This window comes from Nitrospira sp. (assembly GCA_016715825.1).
In the GTDB taxonomy this organism is placed as follows: Bacteria; Nitrospirota; Nitrospiria; order Nitrospirales; family Nitrospiraceae; genus Nitrospira_D.
Map to the genome: position 1 here is coordinate 642,457 of JADJXO010000002.1, position 24,418 is coordinate 666,874.

Below are 24,418 nucleotides of genomic sequence, written 5' to 3' on the forward strand. Positions count from 1 at the left end.
TGGTGGGTGTTGTGCTTGTCATCTGAAAAGATGGGGGAACTTTATTGGGTTGGAGGCTGATCCAAGAGTTTGTAGCCGAGTGACTTGATAGAAATGATGGTGTTGTTGAGACTGGGATTTGCACTTTCAATCGGCGAACATGGACGTCGACGGTTCGCGTCGTTCCGTAATAGTTGTACCCCCACACTTCGTTGAGGAGCACTTCTCGTGTCAGCACTCGTCCAGGATGACGCAATAAATGCTCCAATAGCCCGAATTCTTTAGCTGCGGGAGGTACTTCCTGGTTTTTGGCCGTGACTTCGTGTCTGGTCAAATCCATGTGAAGAGGACCATAGGCCAGGGATGTGGGTTGCTGATCGGTGACTCGACTCACGCAGCTACCCTCACTGTTCGTTTCATCCTGTCAGTCAGCATATGCGGTTCGTGTTACAGGCGCGTTACGGTGACGTACTGCCTATGGCCTATCTGGTAGAGGTGGGGAAATAATGCTGGTCAGCGAATAGGATGAAGACGCAGGAGCGAGAATTTCCACAATGCGTTCATGTGGTCGGTTCGTGCAGGCGGATGGTGTACAGGTAGTGGTAAAGTCCCTTACGTTCTAGTAGTTGCGCATGGGTGCCTTCTTCGACTAGTTTTCCCTTGTCGAGCACCAGGATCCGGTCGGCACGCTGAATCGTTGAGAGTCGGTGGGCAACCACGAAGGTGGTGCGGCCTTTCATGAGGCGCTGGAGCGCCTCTTGAACCAGGCGCTCGGAATCGGTATCCAGCGATGAGGTTGCTTCGTCCAATAGCAGAATCCGAGGATTTTTCAGAATCGCTCGAGCGATCGCGATCCGTTGGCGCTGTCCGCCGGATAAGTTGACTCCCTTCTCCCCAACCACCGTCTGGTACCCATCCGGCAATGCGGTGATGAAGTCATGTGCATGAGCGGCTTCGCTGGCTTCGCGAACAGCCGCTTCGCCTGCAGCCATCATCCCATACCGAATATTGTCGAGAATGGTGCCGCCGAAAAGGATTGTTTCCTGCGGGACCAGCGCAATCTGTCGGTACCAACTCTCAAGCCGCACGTCTCGAAGATCTCTTCCGTCGATAGTGAGGCGGCCCTCTAGTGGATCGTAAAAGCGGTGCAGGAGATTGATCACCGTCGTCTTGCCGGCGCCGGTTGGTCCGACCAATGCAACGAGTTCGCCCGGTCTGGCTTCAAAGGAGAGGTTGGACAACACGGCATATCGAGGATCATAGCCAAACGTGACGTTCTCCATCCGCACATGGCCCTCGATTGTGACGAGTGTCTGTGCGTCTGGGCGATCATCAATGTCCGACTGGGCATCCAGTATTTCGAAGACGCGCTGCGTGGCTCCTTGGGCTTCCTTGATCTGCGTAAAGACACGGGCGGCTGCGCTGAAGGGCCCGATCAGAATGCCGGCGAACAAGACGAAGGCGAACAGATCACCCGGTGTCACGGTGCCATCGATGACTTGCCGACCTCCGTACCACAGCACGGCGGTCGCCGATGAAAAGGTCATGAGGCTGATCACGGGAATAAAGACGGCCATGATCCCGGCTCGACTGAGTGTGAGACGAAGCGTCTGATCGACCTGGTCGGCAAAGCGGTCTTTTTCCCGTTGCGCTTGCACGAACGATTTGACGATGCGGATACCGGAAATCACTTCTTCGGCTAAGGTGCTGAGCGTGGCGGTATGGTCTTGAATCGATGTTGAAAGTGATTTCAGTCTGTGTCCAAACAGTTTGGAAACCACCACGAGCAATGGAAGCAGAATCAGAATCAGGAGACAGAGTTGCCAGTTCATGAGGAGCAAGAAGGTAATGCCTCCGACGAACGTCACCAGTTGCTTCACCGCGTCAATGGGGGTTTCTGTCACGAGGGATTGAATGACCGTCACATCGGACATCAATCGGGACAGTAATTCCCCCGTGCGCCGACGGGAAAAAAAGCTGAGCGTCAGCGTCTGGAGGTGGGCGAAGAGATGTTTTCTGAAATCGGCGATGACATGCTGAGAAACCCAGGCCGTCAGATAACTATGGCCCATGGAGCAGAGTCCTTGGAGAACGACCAACCCCAAAAACATCCCGATCGACCGCGTCATTTGTTCGGCATCATGCTGGACCGTCACGATGTCCCAGAGAGTGCCAGCCAGTCGGACCAAGGCAAGATTGACGGCGGCGACTCCGGACACGAGGAGGCCTGCAAGGATTAGACGCCCCAGGTACGGTCGTACATATGGAAGGAATCGCTTGAAAATCAACATGAGTGTTCAGATGGTCATCTCGACCACGAAATTGCGCCGACTCACGGTTCTCTGTGAAAATAGTAGTAGATTGACGGGGGACAGGAGGAAGTGGTCAGAGTTGAGCAATCGATTCGATCAAGTTCTTATTGATTGCGACGAAGTCCGACCGATCCTTGTCGTTAATGAGGACATCAGTCAGGCTGATAAACAGGCGTGCTTCTTCGTTGATCGCGTCGGAGACACGATTCCGCATCGGAGGGACCAGGAAGTCTCCGACATAGGTGCAATTGACCGTCCGTACACGGATACGGACTTTCTTGCCCTCGGCCACGATACCCTCCTCCCGTCACGCAGGCTGAGTTTAGCTTTTTCGGCGAAGAAACTTCTGTCGCTGGCGCAGCTTCTTGTACTTGTGCTTGCGCATTTTCTTTCGGCGCTTCTTTAGAACGCTAGACATGCTTCGTATCTCCCAAGGGGCCAGAGTCTAAAAGCTTTCCATTCAAAATGCAAGCTCACGGTGCTTTTTATCCGTATGGTATACTGCCGTCCCATGGATGTTCACAAGTGCAGCCGGGTCCCGATTTCATTCCTCGCATGGCTTACGATGCTCATTCTTGTGAGTGCCGGTTGTCCTTCCAAAACGATTCAGTATCCTGAAGAGCACGCCCGTCTGCTCAACCTGGACCAGGCGTTGGAATCCTTGCGGCGCGCGTATGAAGGACAGGATCGATCCGGTTTCCATTCCCAGCTGGTGTCGTCGGATCAGATGGAGGAGCTCCAGCGACAGGTGGAAATGGATTTTGAAACGTTTCATGCCATCACGCTTGAGTTCAAGATCGAACGAGTCATGCTTGAACAGGATGACATCGATGTTTTCGTCAATTGGCAAGGGACCTGGAAGAAGGATGCCGATGATGCCGGAATGCGGCAGCGCGGCCACGCACGATTGCACTGGGCCGAGACACCCTCGATCCTTTTGCGCGCAGTCGAGGGGGATTTGCCATTCGGTATGAAGACGAAGCAGTTGCTATCCGAGCCTCTTTCCCCACAAGCCTCACCGCGATAGCGATGTCTCAAACCATTCCAGAGGCGGATTATCTCGTGATTGGGAGTGGAGTCGCCGGGCTCCGTGCCGCATTGGAGCTATGCCGCGTGGGTCGAGTGATTGTGCTCACCAAAGGACACCCCCTTCAGAGCAACTCCATTTTTGCCCAAGGTGGGGTCGCGGTGGCATTGAGCGAAGAAGATGATGTTGCGATTCACCTTACGGATACGTTGAAAGCTGGGCATGGGCTTTGTCGTCGTGAAGCGGTGCGCGTGTTGGTGGAGGAAGGGCCGAATCGGATTCAGGAGCTGATCCGGTGGGGCGCCAGGTTCGACAAAATGGGTGGGAAGTTTGCTTTTGCGCGGGAAGCCGCACACAGCCGCAGTAGGATACTCCGGGCCCGAGGTGATGCAACGGGAAACGAAATGGTACGTGCCTTGCTCGCACAGGTGATCCGGCAGAAACAGATTATTCGGTTGGATTACCATTTCACCGTCGACCTTGTGGTGGAAGAGGGGCGCTGCTGTGGCGCCGTCGTGCTGGATGAAAATTCAGGAGAACAGTTCATTCTTCCCGCAAAGGCCATCCTCCTTTCGACCGGCGGAGCCGGTCAGATTTTTGCTCGCACCACGAATCCGCCCAATGCGACAGGCGATGGGATGGCCATGGCATTTCGCGCAGGAGCAGAACTTCACGATATGGAATTCGTGCAGTTCCACCCGACGGCGCTGTATTTGCCCTCCAGCCCTCCTTTTTTGTTGTCCGAGGCGATGCGAGGAGAAGGGGGGGAACTGCGCAACAATAAGGGTGAAGCGTTCATGCCACGCTATCATCCGCGTGGGGTCCTGGCACCGAGAGATATCGTGGCACGGGCTATTTGGACGGAGATGGCGGCGACCCGAGCACGGCATGTTTACCTGGATGTGACCCATCTAGAATCAAATTTCGTGAAGCGTCGGTTTCCGACCATCTATGCAACCTGCTTACGTCATGATATCGACATTACGGAGGAATGGATTCCGGTCTCGCCGAGTGCGCACTACATGATGGGTGGAGTCTCAACCGACATCAACGGGGCGACGACTCTGCCGGGTCTTTTTGCGGCCGGTGAAGTCGCTTGCAGTGGCGTGCATGGTGCCAATCGCTTGGCCAGTAACTCTCTCTTGGAGGGATTGGTGTTTGGGATGCGGGCCGGTGCTGCGGCGATAACCTGGGCCTCACGTTGTTCGGTACCAGACTTGACCGCCCATCGTGAACGGTTGCGGTGCGGTGGAGCCGGTCGGTTGGACGATGCTGAAAAGTTACGAAACTCGTTGCGGCGAGCGATGTGGAGTCAAGTGGGGCTTGTCCGTTCCCGAGAGTCGCTGACCCGAGCCACGGCTCAACTTGCCCGGTGGGAACAGCTGGTTTCTCAATCGTTTGCGACACGGGCCGACCTGGAGGTCAAAAACATGGTGCAAGTGGCCCACTGTGTGGCGGAAGCCGCGCTCTGGAGAGAGAATAGCGTCGGGGCGCATTACCGCGCCGACTATGCGAAACCTCAACGACCTGGCTGGAAACTACACAGCCGGCTTCTCCTATCCGAACAAGTTACTGGCCAGCTGGGATCATCGAAAGAGGGGAAGGTCGTCTCGCGACGTTCTCCGAAGATGGGATGACATGACCGGTCGAGGCGAGATCGTTTGCAAGAAACGTTCGATAGTATCGTAAAACCTTGCGAACATATCGGCGAGTTTCGGTGATTGGTGGAACTGCCCGATAGCGATCGACCACATGCTCTCCGGCATTATAGGCGGCGAGGGCAAGGGGGAGATCTCCTCGGAATCGGTCAAGGAGTTGTCGCAAGTATTTAGTCCCTCCTCCGATGTTATCTTCAGGGTTGTAAAGATCACGCACATCGAGTCGTACTGCCGTTTGCGGCATTAATTGCATCAATCCAACTGCTCCAGCGCGAGATACCGCGACGGGGTCAAAGTCCGACTCAGCCTTGATGACGGCTCGGATAAGAGCGGGGTGGATACGGTGTTCCTGTGAAAATCGGCTGATCATCGGCTCTAACTCTCGTTCTGAGATGACTGGGTGCAGACGGTTTGGGTGGAGGTCAACCCGGCGGTATCGAGCGTCAGATGGGACGTTCGTCAGTGATATCGTCCCCTTTGCATCAATATATTGATAGATTTCTGCATGGAGACCAGGGACCGCAGTCATCAGGCTACTGCCGAACATGCTCCCAAACATAACGGGGACTACCAGGGCGGTCCATTTGCGAGAAGAGGCGAGTCGAAATTTGTCGTTCTGCATGGTCAAACGATAGCAGCCTGTAGCAGCCTGTCAAGGAAACGCAGCCTTATGCCGTGAGAAACGGTGGGAGGGTGGCGGAACAACAGGCAGATCAGCGGCTAATCAGACCCAATAGGTTCCAAAAAACGCTCATATGTCTCGAGAAATCGAGCCCTTAGCTTCAATGTCACCGGGCCTGGTTTCCCGCTCGCGATTTTCCTCGTGTCGACCATGGATACGGGCATGATTTCCATGCTCGTGTTCGTAAGAAAACATTCGTCTGCTCCATACAACGCGTCGACGGTAAAATGTCCTTCTTCCATTCGGATGTGGAGTTCCTCAGCCAGCCGAATCACAATCCCTCTGGTGATACCATCAAGCAAGCCGCATTCGAGGGCGGGAGTTCGGAGTCTGCCCTCCGTGACGAAGCACAGGTTGCTGATCGTGCATTCAGTCAGGTGGTGTTCCCAATTGAGCAGGACGCTGTCGAATGCGCCTGCGGCAATGGCTTCGCGTTTGGCCAGGATGTTGTTCAAAAAGTTAATGGATTTAATCTGCGGCGGCAGTGCGCTTGGCAGGTTCCGCTTGGTCGAGGCAATAATGATCTTGACGCCGTTCTCATACAGACCTGATGCCGGACGTACCAGCGGTTTGGCCATGACGACAACAGTCGGCGAAGGGCACAGCGCCGGATTCAGACCGATGTCCCCGACTCCCCGCGAGACTGTGATGCGGAGGTAGGCATCGTGCTGATCAGTCCCGACCTCGTTGCGAGCCATGGATTCGTGGAGGATGTCGGGCCAGTCCTTCAAGGGAATTGGGATCGCCAGTCCGATGGCTTCGGCTGAGCGGAATAATCGTAATAGATGTTGATCGCGCATGAAGAGGCGGGAGCCGTAGGAGCGGAGCGTTTCATACACACCATCTCCGTACAGAAATCCATGATCGAAAACCGAGATCACCGCTTCGTGCTCTTGAACGAACCGGTTATTGAGGTAGATCCACATCGCGTTAGGGAAATGCGCTGAAAAAAGCCTGAGCTTTATGGATGGTCTCTTCGTATTCACGCGCCGGATTCGAATCGGCTACGATCCCGGCTCCGACCTGAAGAGAGGCCATCCCGTTTGTCACGACGACTGTCCGGATCAGAATATTGAAGTCGAGGTCTCCGCTCCAGCTGAGGTAGCCCATCGATCCGGTATACAGACCGCGTCGGACCGGTTCTAATTCCTCGATGATTTCCATACAGCGAATTTTGGGGACGCCGGTGATCGTTCCTCCTGGGAACATGGCTTTCAGGAGGTCGAAGCCGGTTGCATGGGTCTGCAGAGTGCCTGAGACTTGGGAGACTAAGTGGCTGACATGAGAATATCGTTCCAGCGTCATGAGCTCGTCCACGCGAACGCTACCATACCGGCAGACGCGGCCGAGATCATTGCGCTCAAGGTCCACCAACATGATGTGTTCGGCTCGCTCTTTGACGTTCGCGCGCAGTTCCGCAACCAGCTCCCTATCGGCCGCCACTGTTTTCCCACGTGGTCTGGTTCCGGCGATGGGTCTGGTGTCGGCCCGGCAACCATCGAGGCGAACAAGCCGTTCGGGCGATGAACTAATGAGGCGCAGGGCATCGAGGCGTAGTAACCCTGAGAAGGGAGAAGGATTCAGTGTCCGTAGACGACGATAGAGTGATAAGTCGGCCAGAAATGATTCCTGGGTCAAGGTCTCACCGCTCACTCTAAAACGGTGTGAGAGGTTGGCTTGGTAGATGTCGCCCGACGCGATGTACTCCTGGCAACGTCGGACACTTTGCATATACGTCGATGGGGACTGCTCCGGTGTGAACGTAAGGTGTTCCAGTGCGAGGGATTGAGATTGAGCTGAGACCGCTCTGCTTAATCGAGCGTCAAAAGCGGCCAGACGATCTGTCCCCTCACGAAACAGTTTGTCTCGAGGCTCGCCCAAGAATCGTTCGAGTGGAGGGCAGAACATCAGCACAAGGTCGCCCAGCTCATGATCGACGGCTCCCACAACGTCAAAAAATGCGAATTCCAGATCCGGACTGATCATGTCCTGAGGAGCTCGTGATGGGAGTTTTTCGAATTGTCGGGCGAGGTCGTAGCTGAAATAGCCGACAGCGCCACCAAAAAATGGTGGACTTCCGGGAGGACGATTGATCCGCTGGCTGTTTACAAGCTGTCCTAAATGTTGATAGGGACCGAATCCTGATTCTGTGCGGCCCAGCGTCGAACGTTGGACGAACTGATCGGCCGTTCCAGTTAATATTTGATAGGGATCGCTTCCAAAATAGGAATATCGTCCCATGGCTCGGTCGCCGTCACCGCTGTCCAAGAGAAAGGAAGGGGATCGTGCCGAGGCAATTCTAGAATACAGTTCAAAGGGGTTCGCTTGAGGAAGGGGCCGTGTCACGATGAGAGGTGAAGGGGACCCATGTAGGAACGAAGACGATGAGCAGGTAGTTGGCAGCATGGACGGTCACTTTCCCTGTGAACAGCGCGAATCCACTATACCGCACTGCAGAGATTTTCGGTGGGGTAGGCTCTAACGGCTTGACATTCAAAGTGGAGTTTTGCTTAAATTGCGAGCCCATCAACGGTAGAGTTGTGTGTATGCGCGCTCGCCTCTCATGGGTCTCGAATGGCCCCTTCACAAGATCCCTTATACGCGGGGCTCGGTCAAGCAGTTCGGATCGCAACCGATCTGCTCGCTGCCCTGATTGTCGGGGGAGGGTTGGGGTGGGTCTGTGATGCATACCTGTTCGACTCAACTCCGTGGGGAATGATCGGCGGCCTGGTATTGGGCCTCGTTGCAGGTATGAGGAATGCGTATCGGTCGGTTCAACGGTGGACGAATACATAACTACTGTCGATAGCGACGACACAGGAGCATCGTGGAAGAGAGTCCGCTTCATCAATTCGAACTAGAAAATTGGGTTCCGATTTCCCTCGGTGGATTAGATATTTCCATCAATAAAGCCGTGGTCTTTATGTGGATTGTCATTGCCGTCGCGGCAGTCCTGATGATCATGGCAGGGTCTTCACGCAAGCTGGTGCCGGGCAAACTCCAGAGTTTGGCAGAGATGATGGTGGATTTCATTCGTAGCATGATCTTGGACACGATGGGGAAGGAGGGGATGCGCTTTTTCCCGCTGATCGCCACACTCTTCCTGTTCATTCTGTTCAGTAACCTCATCGGCTTGATTCCTGGTAGCTACACCGTGACGAGCCAAATCATCGTAACCGCGGTATTTTCATTCCTCGTCTACGGGATCAGCTTGGTCTTGGGGTTCATGTTGCACGGGGCGAAGTTCTTGGGCATTCTTGTTCCGCCTGGGACACCAGGGTGGCTTGTGCCCTTGATGATTCCGATCGAGATCATCAGCCAGGTGGCACGGCCTGTGTCGCTCGCTGTGCGGTTATTTGCCAATATGACGGCCGGTCATGTGATGCTCGCCGTTCTGTTCAGCCTGACGATCGGTGGTGGACTATTGATCGGATGGTTGCCTTTTGCATTTACGGTGGCGATCTACGGGTTAGAATTCGGCATCGCATTCATTCAAGCCTATATTTTCAGCATTTTGACGTGCGTCTACCTAGGAGACGCATTTCATTTGCACGGCCATGACGAGCACGCGCATTAGCGTATGCGAGTTTAGACAAGGGAAGGAGTAAGGCATAATGGATTCAGCAGCAGCAGGGTTGATCGGAATGGGTTGTGCAGCGGCAGGGTTTGCCGGGGCCGGCGTTGGAATTGGGTTCATCTTCGGAAAAATGATTGAAGTAGTCGCACGCCAGCCTGAGGCAGAAGCTCGAGTCACAAAGTACATGTGGATCGGGTTTGCGTTGGTGGAAGCCATCGCGCTCTACGGCTTGGTTATCGCCTTCATCATCATGGGCTTTCGGAAGGGATAAGGGGAATACTCGCGGCCCGTAGGCGCCGCCCCGACTAAATCGATCTTGTTACCCTTCTTTCGTTTAGGGAGTTGACATGCCGCAGTTTGAATCGCACTTTTTTTCTTCTCTGATCTTTTGGGAGATCGTGTCCTTCGGGATCTTGTTGTTTATCCTCTATAAGTACGCGTTCCCTGGAATCTTGAGTGTTCTGGAAGAGCGAGAAAAGAAAATCAAGGATAGCCTCGAGCAGGCAGAACATCATCGATCGGAAGCCGAACGCCGGTTGAAAGAATACGAAGCCAAACTCAGTGCGGCTGGTAAAGAAGCGGAAGCCATTCTTGCGGCCGCAAAAGAACGCGCGCAACGGCTTCTTGATGAAAATGAACAGCGATTGACGGCAGAGGCAGAGCGCATTAAGGGTGATGCCACGCGTGAAATCGAGCAGGAGCGTCGCAAAGCTGTGCAAGACATCCGGACTCAGACAACGGAATTGGCGCTCATGGTGGCGGAGAAAGTCGTGCAGAGGAGTTTGACTGAAGCTGATCAACGAAAGTTCGCAGACGAGGCCCTGGAAGCGCTTTCCAAGTCATACCAACGATAGTGCATCGTAGTATGAGGGTGGAGTCAGCGTAGTGTGACTCCACCCGGTCGATACCCTTCTAAATCCACGGTTACGAATTTAAACCCCAGTTCCTTCAGTTCCGCGCTGATTCTGGCACATCGATCTGATTCAATGAGCCCAGGCAGTTCTTCTTTGGCGACTTCGATTCTCGCCACATCACCGTGGTTTCTGACTCTGAAATGACGAAATCCTTCTCGATGCAACACCACTTCCGCAGCTTCAACGGAATGCAACTTTTCCACCGTAATCATATTTCCACGTGGGATTCGTGAGGAAAGACAGGCCGCGGCGGGCTTGTCCCAGTTCGAAAGCCCTAACTCCTTGGCAAGGGTGCGGATATCAGCCTTCGAAAGCTTGACCTCGACGAGGGGGCTACGGACTCCCCACTCACGCGCGGCTTTGATTCCAGGGCGGTCGTCACCGAGATCATCGAGATTGGTTCCGTCAACGACATAGGCTGCCGCCCGCGATTCCCGCAGGCCTCCGAGAAGTTGGTACAAATCAGTCTTACAGTGAAAGCAACGATTTGCGTCATTCTTTACAAAATCATCAATGGCGAGCTGATCCGTCTTCGCGATCTCATGGCGGGCGCCGATTTCTTTGGCCACTCGCTCAGCGGTTTCCAGCTCAATCGATGGGAATGTCGGTGAGACGGCCGTGATTCCTATCGCTTTCTCGTGAAGTTGATCGTGGGCAACTTTGAGAACGAAGGTGCTATCGATGCCGCCTGAATAGGCTACCATTACGGAGCCCATTTCGTTCAGAAGGGCCTGAAGTCGACTCAGCTTCTGGTGAAGAAGGGAATCTTGCATGGTATGCGGCTCCATCAGACATTCTTAATGGCGAATCTTGGCCTTGGCAATACTGCCGACCACAACAAGCGCGTAATGTTGAGGATTAAGATACTGTCGTGCCACGCGCTGTACATCTTCTTTCGTCACCCGTTCGATCCACTGTGGGTACTGACTGAAGTAGTCGAACCCCAGGCCGAAAAATTCTACTTGCGCCAAGACTTGTGCCAGCTTCGCCGTGGAGTCCAGTCGTAAGGGGAAACTCCCCATCAAAAATGATTTGGCCTCGGCCAATTCTTGATCGGTCACTGGGGCCTCACGAATAGCCTTCATTTCGGCAAGCACACCATTGAGGGCTTGATTCGTGGTTTCTGTTCGAGTCTGGAGATTGACCCAAAAAGATCCCGGCATCGCCCGAGCATCGTAATGGCTCATGATTCCGTATGCGAGTCCTTTCTTGTCTCGTATCGAATCCATCAACCGCGATGAGAACCCTCCGGCACCCAAGATATGGTTCATGACGGTCACCGCATAGAAATCCGGATTCGTTCGGCTAATCCCGAGATGGCCGATCACAATGGTTGATTGCGTCAGGTCCTTCTCGATCAGTTGCATGACTTTTTTATCGATTGCAGCCTGCTTCTTGGCCGATCGAGGTTGGACCGGTCCCTTCTTCCATGATCCAAAATGAGTTTGAACTAATGCGGTTACCTGTTCTGCCGTCACATCACCGACGATCGTAAGAATGATCTGATTGGGGAGATACTCTTTACCGTAGAAGCCCTGCACATCTGCTAGGGTAATCTTTCGAAGCGTTTCCTCGGTACCGTTTACCGGCCACCGATAGGGATGATGCTGGAACACCAGTTGGTTGAACGCCTTCATGGCGACTTGCCCAGGATCATCATTGTCGCTGGATAACTCCCCCTGGATCTGTGAACGGACTCGTTCGAATTCATGTTTGGGGAAAACCGGGTGCTGAAGAATATCAGCAAGGAGCGTCAATCCGAGATCAAGGTCTTTCTGGAGAACCCGTACAGAAGCCGTGCTGAAGTCTTCTCCGGCGTGGGCTCCCAATGAACCACCGACAAAGTCGATTTGTTCAGCCAACTGTTTGGATGTTCTGGTCGTGGTGCCTTCGTCGAGGAGACTGGCCACGAGGTTTGCCAGGCCTGCCTTGTCAGGGGGGTCTTGGGCCGAGCCTGCCTTGACGAGTGCATGGATTTCGACGATGGGTAGGAAATGCTGTTCCAGTACGAGAACGGTCATTCCATTGGGGGTTATCAATCTTGTCGGAGAGATATCGGCAGCCAGTGCCGTCGTCGTTTGACACAGTAGCAACCCGATACAGAGGAGCCATTGATACATGCCACCTCCTACTCCAGGGCATATGGATGGCATGGTGAAACAACGGTGCCTCGTATTGTGTCGCGCACACCTCATGGTCACCTAAGATTTTCCTTCGTGTACGGTCGCGGGAGTTGACTCGTCGGGAGACTTCGGCGGTAACGGAACGAGAATGCCAAGGGTACGGTTGTCCTCAGTCAGATATTGCCTGGCCACACGCTGAATGTCTTTTGCGGTGACAGCCCGTATGCGCTCGACGAATTGATCAATCCGTCGCCAACCGGCCCCTACCATTTCCGCCTCTCCCAGCAACATGGCGTGGCGAAAATTCGAATCCTGTTCGAATGTTCGTGAGGCCTCAATCTGGTTCTTCGCTCGCTGCAGTTCCTCGTCGGAGGGCGGCTCGCTTTGAAGGCGTGTAATCTCTCGCTGCAAGGCGACTTCGATTGTTTCGACCTTCGCACTGGGATTCACCAAGGAGTAGAAGTAGAACAGGCCGGGGTCTGTCTGCATCAAGCTATACTCCGCACCGACGGACAACGAGTTCTTCTGCTCATACACCAGGCTTTGATACAGTCGTGAGCTTTTCCCGCGAGACAGGATCGACTCGAGGACATCCAGCGCGTACGAATCGTCACTGGAGTAGTTGGGCACGCGAAACCCCATCATGACAAACGGCACCTGGGCTTCGCGCTTCAGCAGAAACCGGCGCTCGCCCCGTTGGTCCGGTTCCGGCCGGAGGGATTGCTTAGGGGACGGCCCCCTCGGGATCGGTTCAAACAGCCGTTTGATCGTTGGGAGCAACTGGTCGGCATTGATATCACCCACGACGACCAGCGTCGCATTATTCGGCGAGTAGAACGTATCGTAGTGCCGTTGTAAGTCTTCGAGGGTCATCGCATCGAGATCGGCGAACCAGCCGATGACGGGCCAATGGTAGGGATGGCTCATGTAGGCCTGCGCAAAGAGCGCTTCAACCAGCGCCCCTTGAGGATCATCTTCGGATCGTAGACGCCGCTCCTCTTTCACCACTTCGCGTTCGGTTTGGAATTCGGCATTATTCAGCGTCAGGCCCTGCATACGATCGGCTTCCAGTTCCAACGCCAGGGGGACACGATCAGCCGCTACATTTTCAAAATAGGCGGTGAAATCATGGCTGGTAAATGCATTATCAACCCCGCCGTTCTTCCTGATGATTCGTGAAAAGGACCCTTTCGGATATTTCACCGTGCCTTTGAACATCATGTGTTCGAGCATGTGGGAGAGTCCGGCCCGGCCCATCACTTCGTTTCGGGATCCCACTCGGTACCACACCTGGACCGTTGCCACCGGCGCCTTGGGAACTTCAACGAGCAGTACCTTCATTCCGTTGGAAAGAATGTATTCGCTCGGCTCGGCTGCAAGGCCAATTGTGGAGAGGCTGGAGATGAACAAGGCTCCAGCTAGGCAGGTATACCAGGACAATTGAGAAGTCGACTTCTTCATGATAGGAGCGTTGAGCATGCTAACAACGAGGTTCGATAGGTGTCAAGATTCGTGAAGGAGATCGACGGAGAGGTTGCCGAGTTGACCACACGCGCCTAACACGTCTTGCCCGCGGCTCTTTCTCACGAACACATCGAGATCGGCATTCCGAAGGAGGGACTGAAACAGGAGCACGCTTTGTTGCGACGGGCGACGAAACTGGCTGCCGGGAAATTCGTTGAACGGAATCAGATTGACCTTACAGCGAATCCCTTTCAGTAGCTGAACAAGTCGCCGGGCGTCGGGTGGCTGATCATTGACGTCGGCAAGCAGGACATATTCAAATGTCAGTCGTTGATGGGAGGCGAGTGGATAGCGTCGGCAGGCGGCGAGGAGGGCGTTGAGAGAGGCGAGTTCGCTTGCGGCAGGCATTAACGTTCGGCGCTGCTCCTCGGTCGTTGCATTGAGCGAAACGGCGAGATTCACGCCAAGGGCGGCCACTTCTCCCAAGCGGGATGCCAGTCCTGCTGTCGAAACCGTAATGCGTCGACGCGACCACCCGAGACCCCACGGCTCGTTCGTCAGCCCGTTGACCGCGGCTTTCAGTGCGTCCAGATTGGCCAGCGGTTCCCCCATTCCCATGAACACAAGGTTGGTCAAGTGCTCTCCGGCACTCAGCAGATCTTGTGCAGTCAAGACTTGGTCGATGATTTCATGGAGCTTGAGGTTGCGCTTGAGGCCCATCCTTCCGGTCAGGCAAAAGCTGCAATCCAACTGACACCCGACTTGTGTCGATACGCAGAGCGTCAGCCGTTCGTCATCAGGGATCAGTACGGATTCAACCGCCATGCCGTCATCGAGCGCAAATAGCATCTTGCGCGTTCCGTCCTGTGAGGACAGAACCGTCGCATTGGGAGAGCGTCCGACTGATGTGGATTGCGATAGCATCGCGCGAGCATGTAGGGGAAGATCCGTCATCTCGGTGATCACCCGCACTCGCCGTTGGTACAGCCAGCGCATGATTTGCGTGGCTCGATAGTCCGGCCAGGACTGGGCGCGGACAAATTTCACCATCTGAGATTCAGTGAAGGCCAAAAGTGGTGGCTGGTTAGTCGGATCCGCCATGAATCAAACCAGAATTCCAATTCTCTAGGAGGGTAGAGCCTATCATAGCGTGAACCTGCCCGCCTATGGAGCTCTCTTGATCAGGCGGTCCGAAACTTCTTCCATTGTGGGCGGCCCTGTATATAATGAAGCGAGATGGAAGTCGGTAGGTATCTGTGAAAACCTCGACCACATATTACCTGATCATCGGTTGCACACTGGCGGTTGTGTGCGGAGCGGCGCCTGTGTTTGGAGGGGTGGTCTCTCGTGATGCTTCTACCTCGCAGGGTGGCAAACCTCAAGAGTCAACGGCTGAGCCCTGCCTTTCTGCAGAAGAGTGTTTCGCGGCAGCGGTCTTCGCCAAAGAGCGACCCGGCCTATCCTTCACGAAGGATCAAGTTATGGCGCTGAAACTGGAACGTCTGCGAAAGGTCATAAAAGAATATCCGGTTTCACAGTGGGGGAAGCGTGCCGTCTTACTCTCCGGCGTCCTCTCGATCGATCAGAACCCTGCGGCAGCGATTTCCTACTTACGGACCGCGCAACGGGACCTTCCCGTACTCGACGACTATATTCGATTTTGGATCGGAGAAGCCTTGCTGCATTTGGGCGATCCCAAGGAGGCGGCCTCCATGTTTGAAAGCGTGCTCCAAGCTGTTCCTGACTCCAATTTGGCCGATCAAGTGACGTTTCGTGCCGGGGAAGCTTGGTATCAAGCTTCCAGATGCCCTGAAGCTATTTCTTGGCTGCTAAAGGCCGCTGCGCTCAATGGTAAGAGCTCGCACGTCGCGCAAGCCAAATTGCGGTTAGCCTCTTGTTCCCTTCGGGAAAATCAACTGAACGAGGGGAGAGAAGTGCTCAAGCAGCTTTGGGCGAAGTTCCCCTATACCAAGGAGGCAAAGGAAGCCGAGGTGCTGCTTGCGGCCAATATAGGAGGTGAGCCTTGGGCAGCGTCGCCGGACGAGCATTATGCCAGGGCGCAGGCGTTCCTTGGGCAGTCGCTTCATGTGGAGGCGATTGAAGAGTTGAAGAAGTTCTTGGCGCAACACCCCGGTTCCCCCCATCGAAGGGATGCCAAGCTGAAGTTGGGCGTTGCCCAAGTTCGCCTCAAACTCTACGACCAAGCGCGCGAGACGTTCCATGAACTCGCGGCTGAGAAAGGGGCGCGGGCCGACGAAGCCACGGTTTGGTTAGTCAGGGTCTATCTCAGGCAAGGGCTCGGAGAACAGCTCTTGGAGCTCTGCCGGACAGTACACAAACGAAAGTTGAGCCCAGAACAAAAAGGTCAAATCAACGTGTTTTGTGGAGTCTGGCTTGAGGATCATGCACGGTACGACGAAGCGATTGTCAAATATCGACGTGCAGCCAAATCGGGAGAGCCGGCTTCACAACGGGCGGAAGCGCGTTGGCGGGAAGGGTGGGTCTTCTACCGAACGGCCCGCTATCGAGAGGCGATCACTGCGTGGCAGCAGATCGTCGATCAGAAGGGGAGCGAGCTGGAGCCACAAGCGCTCTACTGGATTGCCCGTTCCTACGGCCATGTTGAAGCGGCGAAGTCCCAGCAAGTGTTTGCGCAACTCTGTCAGCAGTTCCCCCATACCTACTATTGCCAACTTGTGGGGGATCAAGTGGACATGGTGACCCCGAGTCGGGCCGAACATGGACGCGCCGGTGTTGCGACTGTCTCTTCGACTCAGCCGATGGCAGAGTCAGTCGCGGCCTCAGCCCAGGATAATCATGCAAAAAATCGAGCGGATATCGAGCAGCAGTCGGCCTATCGGCGCGCGGTAGAACTGCGGGCGCTTGGTCTCGAACGGGATGCCGTCAGGGAACTTGCGGTTTTGACGGACCGGTACGGTCAGGATCCTGAGGCGTTGGCGGCGTTATCGATCATGTTGAATGAGGTTGGTGCGTACCATCATGCCTTGCGCCTTGTGCGCTCTCGATTTCGGGAGCAGTTGGAGCGGACGGGTGGAGAGGTCGCGGACGGCCTCTGGGGCGTCGCCTATCCGACCGGGTTAATTCCCACGATTCAAGGGTCGGCGGTTAAGGGTGTGGATCCATTTCTTGTGGCGGCCATTATTCGGGAGGAGAGTCAATATGATCAGAAAGCGGTTTCTCGTGTCGGAGCGATCGGACTCATGCAGGTGATGCCGGCTACTGCCAGTGCCGTGGCTCAACAGCACCGGCTTCCACCTGTCTCCAGGGAAGATCTCTTCGATCAGGAAGTGAACATCCGAATCGGTGTTCGGTATGTGGAGCAACTCCTTACGCAGTTTTCCGGCAATTTGGTCCAGACCATTGCCGCTTATAATGCGGGACCGATGGTCGTCAGAAGTTGGGCGGACACGTACGATGGTCGGAGCGAAGATGAGTTTGTTGAGCTCATCCATTATCGGGAAACCAGGCAATACGTCAAACGGGTACTTCGAAGTTACAAGGAATACCTTCGTCTGGACGGGAGGCAAAAAACCGTTTCTTGACAGGGTGTTACGAAGTTTTTATAGTGCGATCCATACTCCTATTAGGTCCAACCAAGAGGAACTGCCATGTCGTTAGATCGACTTGATGCACTGGAGACTCGAATTCGTGACCTGGTAAAGCTGGTTCAGGAACTCAAGCAAAAGAACGCCGTCTTGGAAGGCGAAATCAGAACGGCCCGTCAACAATTGGCGGCACAGGATGATGCTAATACCCGATGGGAAAAGGAGCGGGTCGATATCAGGTCTCGAATCGAGAAAGTCCTGAACGAGATTGAACTGCTCGAATGCGTCGAAGATCCCAAGGAGGTGGCCATTGACTAGGATTATCGATGTTGAAATTTATGGTCAACGGTACGCGATCGCGGGAGATGGTGACGATGCCTATATCCGGAGGTTGGCGAATTTTGTGGATGATCAGATGAAAAATTTGGCGGAGGGAATGAAAACGACGACACCGTCGAAGCTGGCGGTTCTGACGGCTATCAACCTTGCCCATAGGCTGTTTGAGGCCGAGAAGAAACGGGCGCAAGGAGAAGCCGATGTCGAACGACGAATGGCGACCTTGATGGAATCTATCGATGAGCAGATGCCGACATCGCTCTTTCGATAGCAGGATTCGCCTTGCTTTCAAAGAGTCCCTTTGTTATCGTGCAGATAAGTAAGGGTATTGAGGGCCAGAGGGAAGGATACTTTCGCGAAATTGTGTATGTACCGGAAACGAATGTAGTGAGAAGAAGAGAGAATCGACGTTGAGGGGATACGAAGAACTGGTCCGGTGGGTACTGATGATACGAACCTTGATCGATCAACTGGTTTCTGCGAATCGACCAGTTGTCCGATACGATGTCAGTCGGAATGCGCCGGCCGGAAGCAGCGAGCATCGATCATCCATAGCTGTTTCGATACATGACGCTCATATGCACCTAGGAACCGATGGTCAGCAACGGTGGAGGGGCAGAGCAGGAAACAGGGTAAGGATGGAGATGGTCCCCCTAAACTCTCTTGTGTTTCCAGACTGAGTCACTCGCGATTTCCTACGCCTCCCTCTGTCTTCATCCCATATCTACATATTGTGCCTGCTGTGTTCGATTAGTGCGTAGGCCTTCTGTCAGGTTTCGCACAGCCACCTGATGGGTTTTAAAAGGGGGTGACTTCCATTTCAACCTCAATCGTCATCTACATCTTGCTTTCTGGGGTTCTCGGCGCCGTGGTGGGAGCTGGAATATTTGAGCTTCTGCGTCGCCGGATGGTCGGTGCCAAACAAACCGAAGCGGAAGGACTGGCTAAACAGGTTGTGCAGAATGCACAACGCGAGGCTGAGAATGTGCTGAAAGAAGCGAGACTCGAAGCCAAGGATCTCGCATTCAAGGCAAGATCCGAGTTCGAACAAGAACAGAAAGCCAAGCTTGGCGAACTGCTGACGTTGGAGAAACGGCTGATTCAACGAGAGGAAGGGTTTGACCAAAAAGTCACTGCGCTGGAAAGACGGGAAAATGAGGCACGCAAGCGTGAAGCCGATTTTACGAAACGCGAAGAGGGGCTCTTAGCCAAGGAATCAGCTTGCGCGAAAGCTGAGCGTGAGCATCGTGAGGCGCTGGAACGCGTGGCTGGTATGACGGCGGATGAAGCCAAGAAACAGTTAATCGTGGAAATGGAGTCGCAGGCTCGGCTGGATGCCGTGGGGATTGCCAAGCGAACGATTGAAGAGGCCCGGGAAAATGCGGAGCGTGAAGCTCGGGAAATCATTACGTCGTCGATTCAGCGTGTCGTTCGGGATTATGTGTCGGAATCCACGATTTCGGTGGTGCCTATTCCGAACGATGCGATGAAAGGGCGAATCATCGGTCGAGAAGGGCGAAACATCCGCGCGCTTGAGGCGGCGACAGGCATTGATCTGATCATTGATGAAACTCCCGAGGCGGTGATTATCTCAGGATTTGATCCATTGCGACGCGAGATCGCCAAAGTCTCGCTGGAACGCCTGATGCATGATGGACGCATCCATCCCACGCGCATTGAGGAAATTGTGGAGAAAGTCAAAGTCGATATCGACAAGCTCATGTACGAAGAGGCTGAGAAGATTATTTTTGAGCTCGGGCTTTCGGACTTTCATCCGGAATTGATCAAAGTGTTGGGACGCCTGAAATATCGGACGAGCTACGGACAGAACAACCTGTACCATGCGCGTGAAGCCTCCTATATCTGCGGCATCATGGCCTCGGAGCTTGGACTCGATGTCAGATTGGCACGCCGCGGGGCGTTACTCCATGATATCGGCAAGGCGGTCAGCCATGAGGAAGAAGGACCGCACGCCATGCTCGGGGCTGAGATCGCCAAAAAGTACGGTGAATCCGAAAAGATCGTCAATGCAATCGCGGGGCATCATGAACAGGTTGAGCCAATTTGTCCGGAGAGTGTGCTGGTGGCGGCTGCCGAAGCCCTGTCGGCTGCGCGTCCCGGTGCACGACGCGAAGCGCTGGAGTCGTATGTGAAGCGGCTGGAGAAACTCGAATCGCTGGCGACCGGGCATAAGGGCGTGCAGAAGGCATATGCCATCCAGGCCGGCCGAGAGATCCGGGTCATTGTCAGACAAGAAGACATTACCGATGCCGAATCGTTTCAACTCTCGCGCGAACTGGCGAAGAAGATTGAGCAAGAGTTGACGTACCCTGGGCAGATCAAAGTGACCGTCATCAGAGAGAGTCGCTACGTGGAGTACGCCAAATGAAGGTGCTTTGTATCGGCGACATCATGGGGGAGCCCGGTCGCCGAGCTGCAGCTCGAGTCGTGCCACGCTTGATCGCACAGCATCAGATCGATGCGGTAGTCGCCAACGGGGAGAATGTTGCCGGAGGCTTCGGGATCACGCCGGAGTTGGCCGAGGAACTCTTTGAAATAGGAGTCTCGGTGATCACAACCGGCAACCATGCGTGGGATAAGAAAGAAGTTGTCGGCTATTTTTCTCGTGAGCCTCGGTTGCTCAGACCGGCGAACTATCCACCCGGCGTTCCAGGAAACGGGAGTACGGTGATTGAGACCGCAGGAGGGGAGCGATTGGCGGTGTTGCAGTTGATGGGCCGAGTATACATGCCGACGATCGATTGCCCATTTCAGACAGCGAAACGGGTCTTGTCACGCTTGAAGCAGGAGACGTCTGCGATCATCGTGGACATGCATGGAGAAGCCACCTCTGAAAAAATGGCCATGGGGCACTTCCTCGATGGGGAGGTCGTGGCGGTCGTGGGGACGCATACCCATGTACAGACGGCAGATGAACAGATCCTTCCAAAAGGGACTGCCTACATCACCGATATCGGGATGACGGGGCCGCTTCATTCGGTCATCGGTGTGAAGAAAGAGTTGGCGATCGAAAAGTTTTTGACCGGGATGCCACGGCGATTTGAAGTGGCGTCAGGACCGTCCGTGTTCTGCGCAGTCTTGCTCGAGCTCGATCCCCGCTTGGGGAAGGCCATCGCCTTTGAACGAATTCGCCTCGTCGATTAACCGGGAATACCTACCCGGGTGAGGATTGGTGGCGACGCATCGATCTTCGCGAATGATGAGGAAGGAGAGGCCACACGGATACCTACGCGCTCTCTTCCCTATACCCATCTGCTCCTGCCGGATCTCCACGGTCGGTTCTGACCGTCTCCGAGTTCACCACCATGATTCGGGCTTCCCTTGAAGCCGATTTTCCGGAGATCTGGCTGGAAGGCGAAATTTCGAACCTCCGCGCACCGGGCTCCGGGCACCTCTATTGTACGTTAAAAGATGGATCAAGCCAGATTCGAGCGGTCATCTTTCGATCAGCTGCCATGCGGCTGCGATTTGGGTTGGAGGATGGGCTGCAGGTCGTTGTACGTGGACGGCTTTCGGTCTATGAGCCTCGAGGCGAATACCAACTTGTCTTGGACCACCTTGAACCGAAAGGACAAGGCGCCCTCCAATTGGCGTTTGAGCAGCTCAAGCGTCGGCTTCAGACAGAGGGATTGTTCAATGTACAGCGCAAGCGACTGCTACCGGCATTCCCTTGGACAGTCGGCATCGTCACCTCACCGACCGGAGCAGCGGTCCGAGATCTGCTCACCGTCCTCCATCGTCGTTGCCCGGTCCTGAGAATTATCGTGGCGCCGGTGCAAGTCCAAGGGGCCGGAGCCGGTGAGCAAATCGCAGGGGCCATTCATGCGCTCAATACACTTGGCGGTATCGATGTCATGATCGTCGGGCGGGGTGGTGGTTCGATAGAGGACCTCTGGAGTTTCAACGAAGAAGTGGTCGTGCGCGCCATTGCAGGATCACGGATTCCTATCGTGTCAGCCGTTGGGCATGAGACAGACGTCACCCTTGCCGACTTTGCGGCCGACGTGCGGGCCCCAACACCTTCGGCTGCAGGAGAAATGGTTGCTCCGGTGTTGGCGGAGATCGTGGAGCGTCTTGAAATGTTTGCTGCTCGTTGCCGCCAAGCGACGATGTCGCAATGTCTTGACCACCAACAACAACTCGATCTCCTGGTGGCTCATCTGGCATCGATCCGGCTTCGGATTCTGAGAGAAGCACAGCGTGTGGATGGGGCTCTGGTCTCTATGCGCGAAGCGATACGCGCCACGTTGAGACAGATGACGGCACAGACACAGGGATGGAAGCAAGCGTTAGAGGCGGCAAGCCCTGAGGTTCGGGTCCGTTATGGCATGGCGCTGGTCCCGCAACTACGGCTGCGGTTGACGGGGACTATGACACACGACCTCACGCGATACGAGCAACGCATTCATGCCTATCTTGCTAGGTTGCACAGTTTGAGTCCGCTGGCCATCCTGACTCGGGGCTATGGCATGCTTGAAACGATGCCGGATCGGACGACCATACGACGAGTCGCACAAGTCTCCATCGGTGACACGATCCGGGCTCGGCTTGTTGATGGGGAGCTCCGCTGCACCGTGGAGGATGTGGTGACGGATTCATCGGTATAAATGCTCCTTGGAACTTCGATATAATACGGTCCTCATTGTCACATAAAGGAGCACGTTGTGGCTGGAGTCAAATTTGAGCAAGCGATGGCTAGACTGGAAGTCATCGTCGGTGAACTGGAGAAGGGAGATCTGCCGCTCGATGAGTCGCTAAAGATCTTCGAGGAGGGTATCCGACTTTCAAAGAATTGTTTGAAAGTGTTGGAAGAGGCCGAAAAAAAGGTGGAAGTTCTCGTTCAAGACAAAAACGGCAAGAAACAGCTGCGTGCCTTCACGTCGGAGGATATTGACCAGAAGGCCTCCTCCATGGAGCCGTAACTAGGACATCCGTGTGGACGCCGGGTGCGTCGCATTCACTCCCTCCTCATTCTGCATGGGTACAAACCTACGCCGCGATAAAGATCGATGTGATCAGGTACTGGTAACCAGAGGCTTGGTACCAAGTCGAGATCGTGCCGCTCGCATGATTCTAGCCGGGAAAGTCAAAAAGGACGGCGTGGTTGTCGATAAACCATCCAGAGTGATTCCCGTCGATGCCCTCATTGAGCTGACGGAGGAACGGCAGCCGTTTGTCAGCCGAGGCGGGGAAAAGCTGGCGGCGGCTCTCGACGTATCATCGATTACGACGCAGGGGCGAGTTTGTCTCGATGTCGGGTGTTCAACGGGAGGATTTACCGACTGTTTGTTACAACGAGGAGCGGCGAAAGTCTACGCCGTCGATGTTGGATATGGGCAGTTCGACTGGCGACTTCGACAAGATCCACGCGTGGTGTTGATCGAGCGGACCAACATTCGGTATATGGCGCGCTCTGCTGTCCCTGAGCCGGTTGATCTGGCCGTGATCGATGTCTCCTTTATCTCGCTGACAAAGGTGCTCCAGCCCATTCTTCCGTTTCTGCGATCGCAGGCCCACATCATCGCCTTGATTAAACCTCAGTTTGAAGTGGGTAAGGGGCAGGTCGGTCGGGGCGGCGTGGTGCGCGATGAGGAGCAGCGAGAGCAGGTGGTTCAGCGAGTGTTGCGTTTTGCGGCGGAGATGGGACTCCAGCCGAATCAGGTGGTCCCGTCACCCATTAAAGGCAAGAAAAAAGGCAATGAAGAAATGTTGGCTATTCTTGAGTACCGTACCCCGTTTCATGGTATGTAGGAAAGGCTACGGTCGACAGCTCAACGAGGAGGGCCAATGAAAGTACTGGTCACGGGCGGCGCAGGGTTTATCGGGTCTCATGTCGTGGACCGACTCGTGGAAGAAGGGCATCAGGTCGTCGTTGTCGACAATCTGGCCACGGGGAAGCGGAAAAATCTCAACCGTGCGGCGAGCCTCTACAAGACCGATATTACCAGCGGGCGATTGGAACGGGTGTTTCGGAACGAACGCCCCAATGTGGTCCTTCATCTCGCCGCGCAGATCAGCGTCCGCAATTCGGTCGAGAACCCGGTGTTTGATGCGCAGGTCAACGTCCTGGGAACGATGAACGTGTTGCAGCAGGCGGTGCGATACGGGTGCAGAAAGGTTGTGTTTTCCTCGTCCGGAGGAGCGATCTATGGCGAGCAAGAGACGTTCCCTGCCGCGGAATCTCACGTCAACAACCCGTTGTCACCCTATGGCATCAGTAAACTATGCGGTGAGCATTATCTCTCCTACTTCCAACGCACGAGTGGAATTCCAGTCGTGAGCCTGCGATATGCCAACGTCTATGGACCACGACAAGACCCTGAGGGGGAAGCCGGGGTTGTCGCCATTTTTATCCAAAAAATGTTGAATAATGAGCAGCCCATCATTAATGGAAACGGCCGACAAACACGCGACTTCGTGTTTGTGGAAGACGTGGCCCAAGCCAACCTTGTCGCGATGGGGCAAGATGCGCATGGAGTCTACAATGTTGGAACGGGTGTGGAGACCTCGGTCAATGAGCTGTTTGGAATGCTCGCCGGTCTGACTGGTTCTCCGGCTAAGGAGGTCCATGGGCCGGCCAAACTTGGGGAGCAGCTTCGGAGTGTGATTGACCCCTCCCGGATCAAACAGGAATTGGGATGGGAGACGAAGGTCGACCTCGCGGAGGGACTCAAGCAGACCGTCGAATTCTTCCAGGGGAAAAAATAGGCAGGCCGAACTTCCCGTAACAAGCGTGGTTGGGCTGGCCTCTCAGCCAGA

At 54.8% G+C, this 24,418-nt stretch carries 25 protein-coding genes and 1 pseudogene; 15 read left to right on the forward strand and 11 right to left on the reverse strand.

All coding sequences use genetic code 11. The features are described 5' to 3' along the window. Positions 1-41: 41 nt before the first annotated feature. The 4 genes and pseudogenes from IPM58_09150 to IPM58_09165 form a co-directional block, all read right to left on the reverse strand. Positions 42-319 (reverse strand): annotated as a pseudogene (locus IPM58_09150) (winged helix-turn-helix transcriptional regulator). A 220-nt stretch (positions 320-539) separates the two neighbouring features. Next, positions 540-2,270 carry an ABC transporter ATP-binding protein gene (locus IPM58_09155; GenBank protein ID MBK9307233.1) on the reverse strand — a complete coding sequence of 577 codons (1,731 nt, stop codon included), beginning with the start codon at positions 2,268-2,270 and terminating at the stop codon, positions 540-542. A 94-nt stretch (positions 2,271-2,364) separates the two neighbouring features. Next, positions 2,365-2,583 (reverse strand): hypothetical protein, encoded by a 219-nt coding sequence (locus IPM58_09160; protein MBK9307234.1) that lies wholly within the window; start codon positions 2,581-2,583, stop codon positions 2,365-2,367. A 30-nt stretch (positions 2,584-2,613) separates the two neighbouring features. Further along, positions 2,614-2,709 (reverse strand): AURKAIP1/COX24 domain-containing protein, encoded by a 96-nt coding sequence (locus IPM58_09165; protein MBK9307235.1) that lies wholly within the window; start codon positions 2,707-2,709, stop codon positions 2,614-2,616. 147 nt (positions 2,710-2,856) lie between these two features. Between IPM58_09165 and IPM58_09170 the strand changes: the two genes are divergently transcribed. Together IPM58_09170 and nadB are read left to right on the forward strand one after the other, a co-directional pair. Then, positions 2,857-3,318 carry a hypothetical protein gene (locus IPM58_09170; protein MBK9307236.1) on the forward strand — a complete coding sequence of 154 codons (462 nt, stop codon included), beginning with the start codon at positions 2,857-2,859 and terminating at the stop codon, positions 3,316-3,318. Positions 3,319-3,320: 2 nt separating this feature from the next. After that, a complete protein-coding gene (gene nadB, locus IPM58_09175) occupies positions 3,321-4,955 on the forward strand; it encodes an L-aspartate oxidase (protein ID MBK9307237.1) in 1,635 nt (544 codons plus the stop codon). On the opposite strand, the gene IPM58_09180 is transcribed toward nadB, so the two are convergent. From IPM58_09180 to IPM58_09190, 3 genes are all read right to left on the reverse strand, one after another. Next, the gene (locus IPM58_09180; GenBank protein ID MBK9307238.1) at positions 4,888-5,523 is read right to left on the reverse strand and encodes a lytic transglycosylase domain-containing protein; all 636 of its coding nucleotides are present in this window, start codon (positions 5,521-5,523) and stop codon (positions 4,888-4,890) included. The two genes, nadB and IPM58_09180, sit on opposite strands and share 68 nt — an antisense overlap. Before the next feature lie 173 nt (positions 5,524-5,696). Then, complete coding sequence (locus tag IPM58_09185) at positions 5,697-6,584, reverse strand: aminotransferase class IV (GenBank protein MBK9307239.1); 888 nt, start codon at positions 6,582-6,584, stop codon at positions 5,697-5,699. 4 nt (positions 6,585-6,588) lie between these two features. After that, on the reverse strand, positions 6,589-8,004 hold the full coding sequence (locus tag IPM58_09190) for an anthranilate synthase component I family protein (GenBank protein ID MBK9307240.1): 1,416 nt from the start codon (positions 8,002-8,004) through the stop codon (positions 6,589-6,591). Positions 8,005-8,232: 228 nt separating this feature from the next. Between IPM58_09190 and IPM58_09195 the strand changes: the two genes are divergently transcribed. From IPM58_09195 to atpF, 4 genes are all read left to right on the forward strand, one after another. After that, complete coding sequence (locus IPM58_09195) at positions 8,233-8,454, forward strand: AtpZ/AtpI family protein (protein ID MBK9307241.1); 222 nt, start codon at positions 8,233-8,235, stop codon at positions 8,452-8,454. Positions 8,455-8,485: 31 nt separating this feature from the next. After that, positions 8,486-9,235, forward strand: a complete 750-nt coding sequence (locus IPM58_09200; GenBank protein ID MBK9307242.1) for a F0F1 ATP synthase subunit A — start codon at positions 8,486-8,488, stop codon at positions 9,233-9,235. A 37-nt stretch (positions 9,236-9,272) separates the two neighbouring features. Beyond that, positions 9,273-9,506, forward strand: a complete 234-nt coding sequence (gene atpE / locus IPM58_09205; GenBank protein ID MBK9307243.1) for an ATP synthase F0 subunit C — start codon at positions 9,273-9,275, stop codon at positions 9,504-9,506. Positions 9,507-9,582: 76 nt separating this feature from the next. Continuing rightward, the gene (gene atpF, locus IPM58_09210) at positions 9,583-10,089 is read left to right on the forward strand and encodes a F0F1 ATP synthase subunit B (protein ID MBK9307244.1); all 507 of its coding nucleotides are present in this window, start codon (positions 9,583-9,585) and stop codon (positions 10,087-10,089) included. Positions 10,090-10,112: 23 nt separating this feature from the next. Here the strand turns inward: atpF and larE are convergent, their stop codons facing one another. From larE to rlmN, 4 genes are all read right to left on the reverse strand, one after another. Next, on the reverse strand, positions 10,113-10,922 hold the full coding sequence (larE, locus tag IPM58_09215) for an ATP-dependent sacrificial sulfur transferase LarE (GenBank protein MBK9307245.1): 810 nt from the start codon (positions 10,920-10,922) through the stop codon (positions 10,113-10,115). Positions 10,923-10,946: 24 nt separating this feature from the next. After that, positions 10,947-12,269, reverse strand: a complete 1,323-nt coding sequence (locus tag IPM58_09220; protein MBK9307246.1) for an insulinase family protein — start codon at positions 12,267-12,269, stop codon at positions 10,947-10,949. Between the two features lie 81 nt (positions 12,270-12,350). Next, positions 12,351-13,733, reverse strand: a complete 1,383-nt coding sequence (locus IPM58_09225; GenBank protein ID MBK9307247.1) for an insulinase family protein — start codon at positions 13,731-13,733, stop codon at positions 12,351-12,353. 42 nt (positions 13,734-13,775) lie between these two features. After that, a complete protein-coding gene (rlmN, locus tag IPM58_09230; protein MBK9307248.1) occupies positions 13,776-14,837 on the reverse strand; it encodes a 23S rRNA (adenine(2503)-C(2))-methyltransferase RlmN in 1,062 nt (353 codons plus the stop codon). Positions 14,838-14,992: 155 nt separating this feature from the next. Between rlmN and IPM58_09235 the strand changes: the two genes are divergently transcribed. From IPM58_09235 to IPM58_09275, 9 genes are all read left to right on the forward strand, one after another. Beyond that, the gene (locus IPM58_09235) at positions 14,993-17,299 is read left to right on the forward strand and encodes a transglycosylase SLT domain-containing protein (protein ID MBK9307249.1); all 2,307 of its coding nucleotides are present in this window, start codon (positions 14,993-14,995) and stop codon (positions 17,297-17,299) included. Between the two features lie 66 nt (positions 17,300-17,365). Further along, the gene (zapB, locus tag IPM58_09240) at positions 17,366-17,620 is read left to right on the forward strand and encodes a cell division protein ZapB (GenBank protein MBK9307250.1); all 255 of its coding nucleotides are present in this window, start codon (positions 17,366-17,368) and stop codon (positions 17,618-17,620) included. Then, on the forward strand, positions 17,613-17,909 hold the full coding sequence (locus IPM58_09245; protein MBK9307251.1) for a cell division protein ZapA: 297 nt from the start codon (positions 17,613-17,615) through the stop codon (positions 17,907-17,909). Before zapB ends, IPM58_09245 begins: the two co-directional genes overlap by 8 nt. A 537-nt stretch (positions 17,910-18,446) precedes the next feature. After that, positions 18,447-20,027, forward strand: a complete 1,581-nt coding sequence (gene rny, locus IPM58_09250) for a ribonuclease Y (GenBank protein MBK9307252.1) — start codon at positions 18,447-18,449, stop codon at positions 20,025-20,027. Continuing rightward, positions 20,024-20,803 carry a TIGR00282 family metallophosphoesterase gene (locus tag IPM58_09255; protein ID MBK9307253.1) on the forward strand — a complete coding sequence of 260 codons (780 nt, stop codon included), beginning with the start codon at positions 20,024-20,026 and terminating at the stop codon, positions 20,801-20,803. The genes rny and IPM58_09255 overlap by 4 nt, the downstream gene beginning before the upstream one ends. Positions 20,804-20,964: 161 nt before the next feature. After that, positions 20,965-22,266, forward strand: a complete 1,302-nt coding sequence (locus tag IPM58_09260; GenBank protein MBK9307254.1) for an exodeoxyribonuclease VII large subunit — start codon at positions 20,965-20,967, stop codon at positions 22,264-22,266. A gap of 57 nt (positions 22,267-22,323) precedes the next feature. Next, positions 22,324-22,581 (forward strand): exodeoxyribonuclease VII small subunit, encoded by a 258-nt coding sequence (gene xseB / locus IPM58_09265; GenBank protein ID MBK9307255.1) that lies wholly within the window; start codon positions 22,324-22,326, stop codon positions 22,579-22,581. 55 nt (positions 22,582-22,636) lie between these two features. Further along, a complete protein-coding gene (locus IPM58_09270; protein MBK9307256.1) occupies positions 22,637-23,410 on the forward strand; it encodes a TlyA family RNA methyltransferase in 774 nt (257 codons plus the stop codon). Positions 23,411-23,446: 36 nt separating this feature from the next. Further along, positions 23,447-24,367, forward strand: coding sequence for an SDR family oxidoreductase (locus IPM58_09275; GenBank protein ID MBK9307257.1), 921 nt, complete (start codon positions 23,447-23,449; stop codon positions 24,365-24,367). Positions 24,368-24,418 lie beyond the last annotated feature (51 nt).

Bases quoted from the DNA above. Each gene is read 5' to 3' on its own strand.
- IPM58_09155 (MBK9307233.1), bottom strand. From the start codon at position 2,270: ATGTTGATTTTCAAGCGATTCCTTCCATATGTACGACCGTACCTGGGG.
- IPM58_09165 (MBK9307235.1), bottom strand. From the start codon at position 2,709: ATGTCTAGCGTTCTAAAGAAGCGCCGAAAGAAAATGCGCAAGCACAAG.
- IPM58_09170 (MBK9307236.1), top strand. From the start codon at position 2,857: ATGCTCATTCTTGTGAGTGCCGGTTGTCCTTCCAAAACGATTCAGTAT.
- nadB (MBK9307237.1), top strand. From the start codon at position 3,321: ATGTCTCAAACCATTCCAGAGGCGGATTATCTCGTGATTGGGAGTGGA.
- IPM58_09180 (MBK9307238.1), bottom strand. From the start codon at position 5,523: ATGTTCGGCAGTAGCCTGATGACTGCGGTCCCTGGTCTCCATGCAGAA.
- IPM58_09185 (MBK9307239.1), bottom strand. From the start codon at position 6,584: ATGTGGATCTACCTCAATAACCGGTTCGTTCAAGAGCACGAAGCGGTG.
- IPM58_09195 (MBK9307241.1), top strand. From the start codon at position 8,233: ATGGCCCCTTCACAAGATCCCTTATACGCGGGGCTCGGTCAAGCAGTT.
- atpE (MBK9307243.1), top strand. From the start codon at position 9,273: ATGGATTCAGCAGCAGCAGGGTTGATCGGAATGGGTTGTGCAGCGGCA.
- atpF (MBK9307244.1), top strand. From the start codon at position 9,583: ATGCCGCAGTTTGAATCGCACTTTTTTTCTTCTCTGATCTTTTGGGAG.
- larE (MBK9307245.1), bottom strand. From the start codon at position 10,922: ATGCAAGATTCCCTTCTTCACCAGAAGCTGAGTCGACTTCAGGCCCTT.
- IPM58_09220 (MBK9307246.1), bottom strand. From the start codon at position 12,269: ATGTATCAATGGCTCCTCTGTATCGGGTTGCTACTGTGTCAAACGACG.
- IPM58_09225 (MBK9307247.1), bottom strand. From the start codon at position 13,733: ATGAAGAAGTCGACTTCTCAATTGTCCTGGTATACCTGCCTAGCTGGA.
- rlmN (MBK9307248.1), bottom strand. From the start codon at position 14,837: ATGGCGGATCCGACTAACCAGCCACCACTTTTGGCCTTCACTGAATCT.
- zapB (MBK9307250.1), top strand. From the start codon at position 17,366: ATGTCGTTAGATCGACTTGATGCACTGGAGACTCGAATTCGTGACCTG.
- IPM58_09255 (MBK9307253.1), top strand. From the start codon at position 20,024: ATGAAGGTGCTTTGTATCGGCGACATCATGGGGGAGCCCGGTCGCCGA.
- IPM58_09260 (MBK9307254.1), top strand. From the start codon at position 20,965: ATGATTCGGGCTTCCCTTGAAGCCGATTTTCCGGAGATCTGGCTGGAA.
- IPM58_09270 (MBK9307256.1), top strand. From the start codon at position 22,637: ATGGGTACAAACCTACGCCGCGATAAAGATCGATGTGATCAGGTACTG.
- IPM58_09275 (MBK9307257.1), top strand. From the start codon at position 23,447: ATGAAAGTACTGGTCACGGGCGGCGCAGGGTTTATCGGGTCTCATGTC.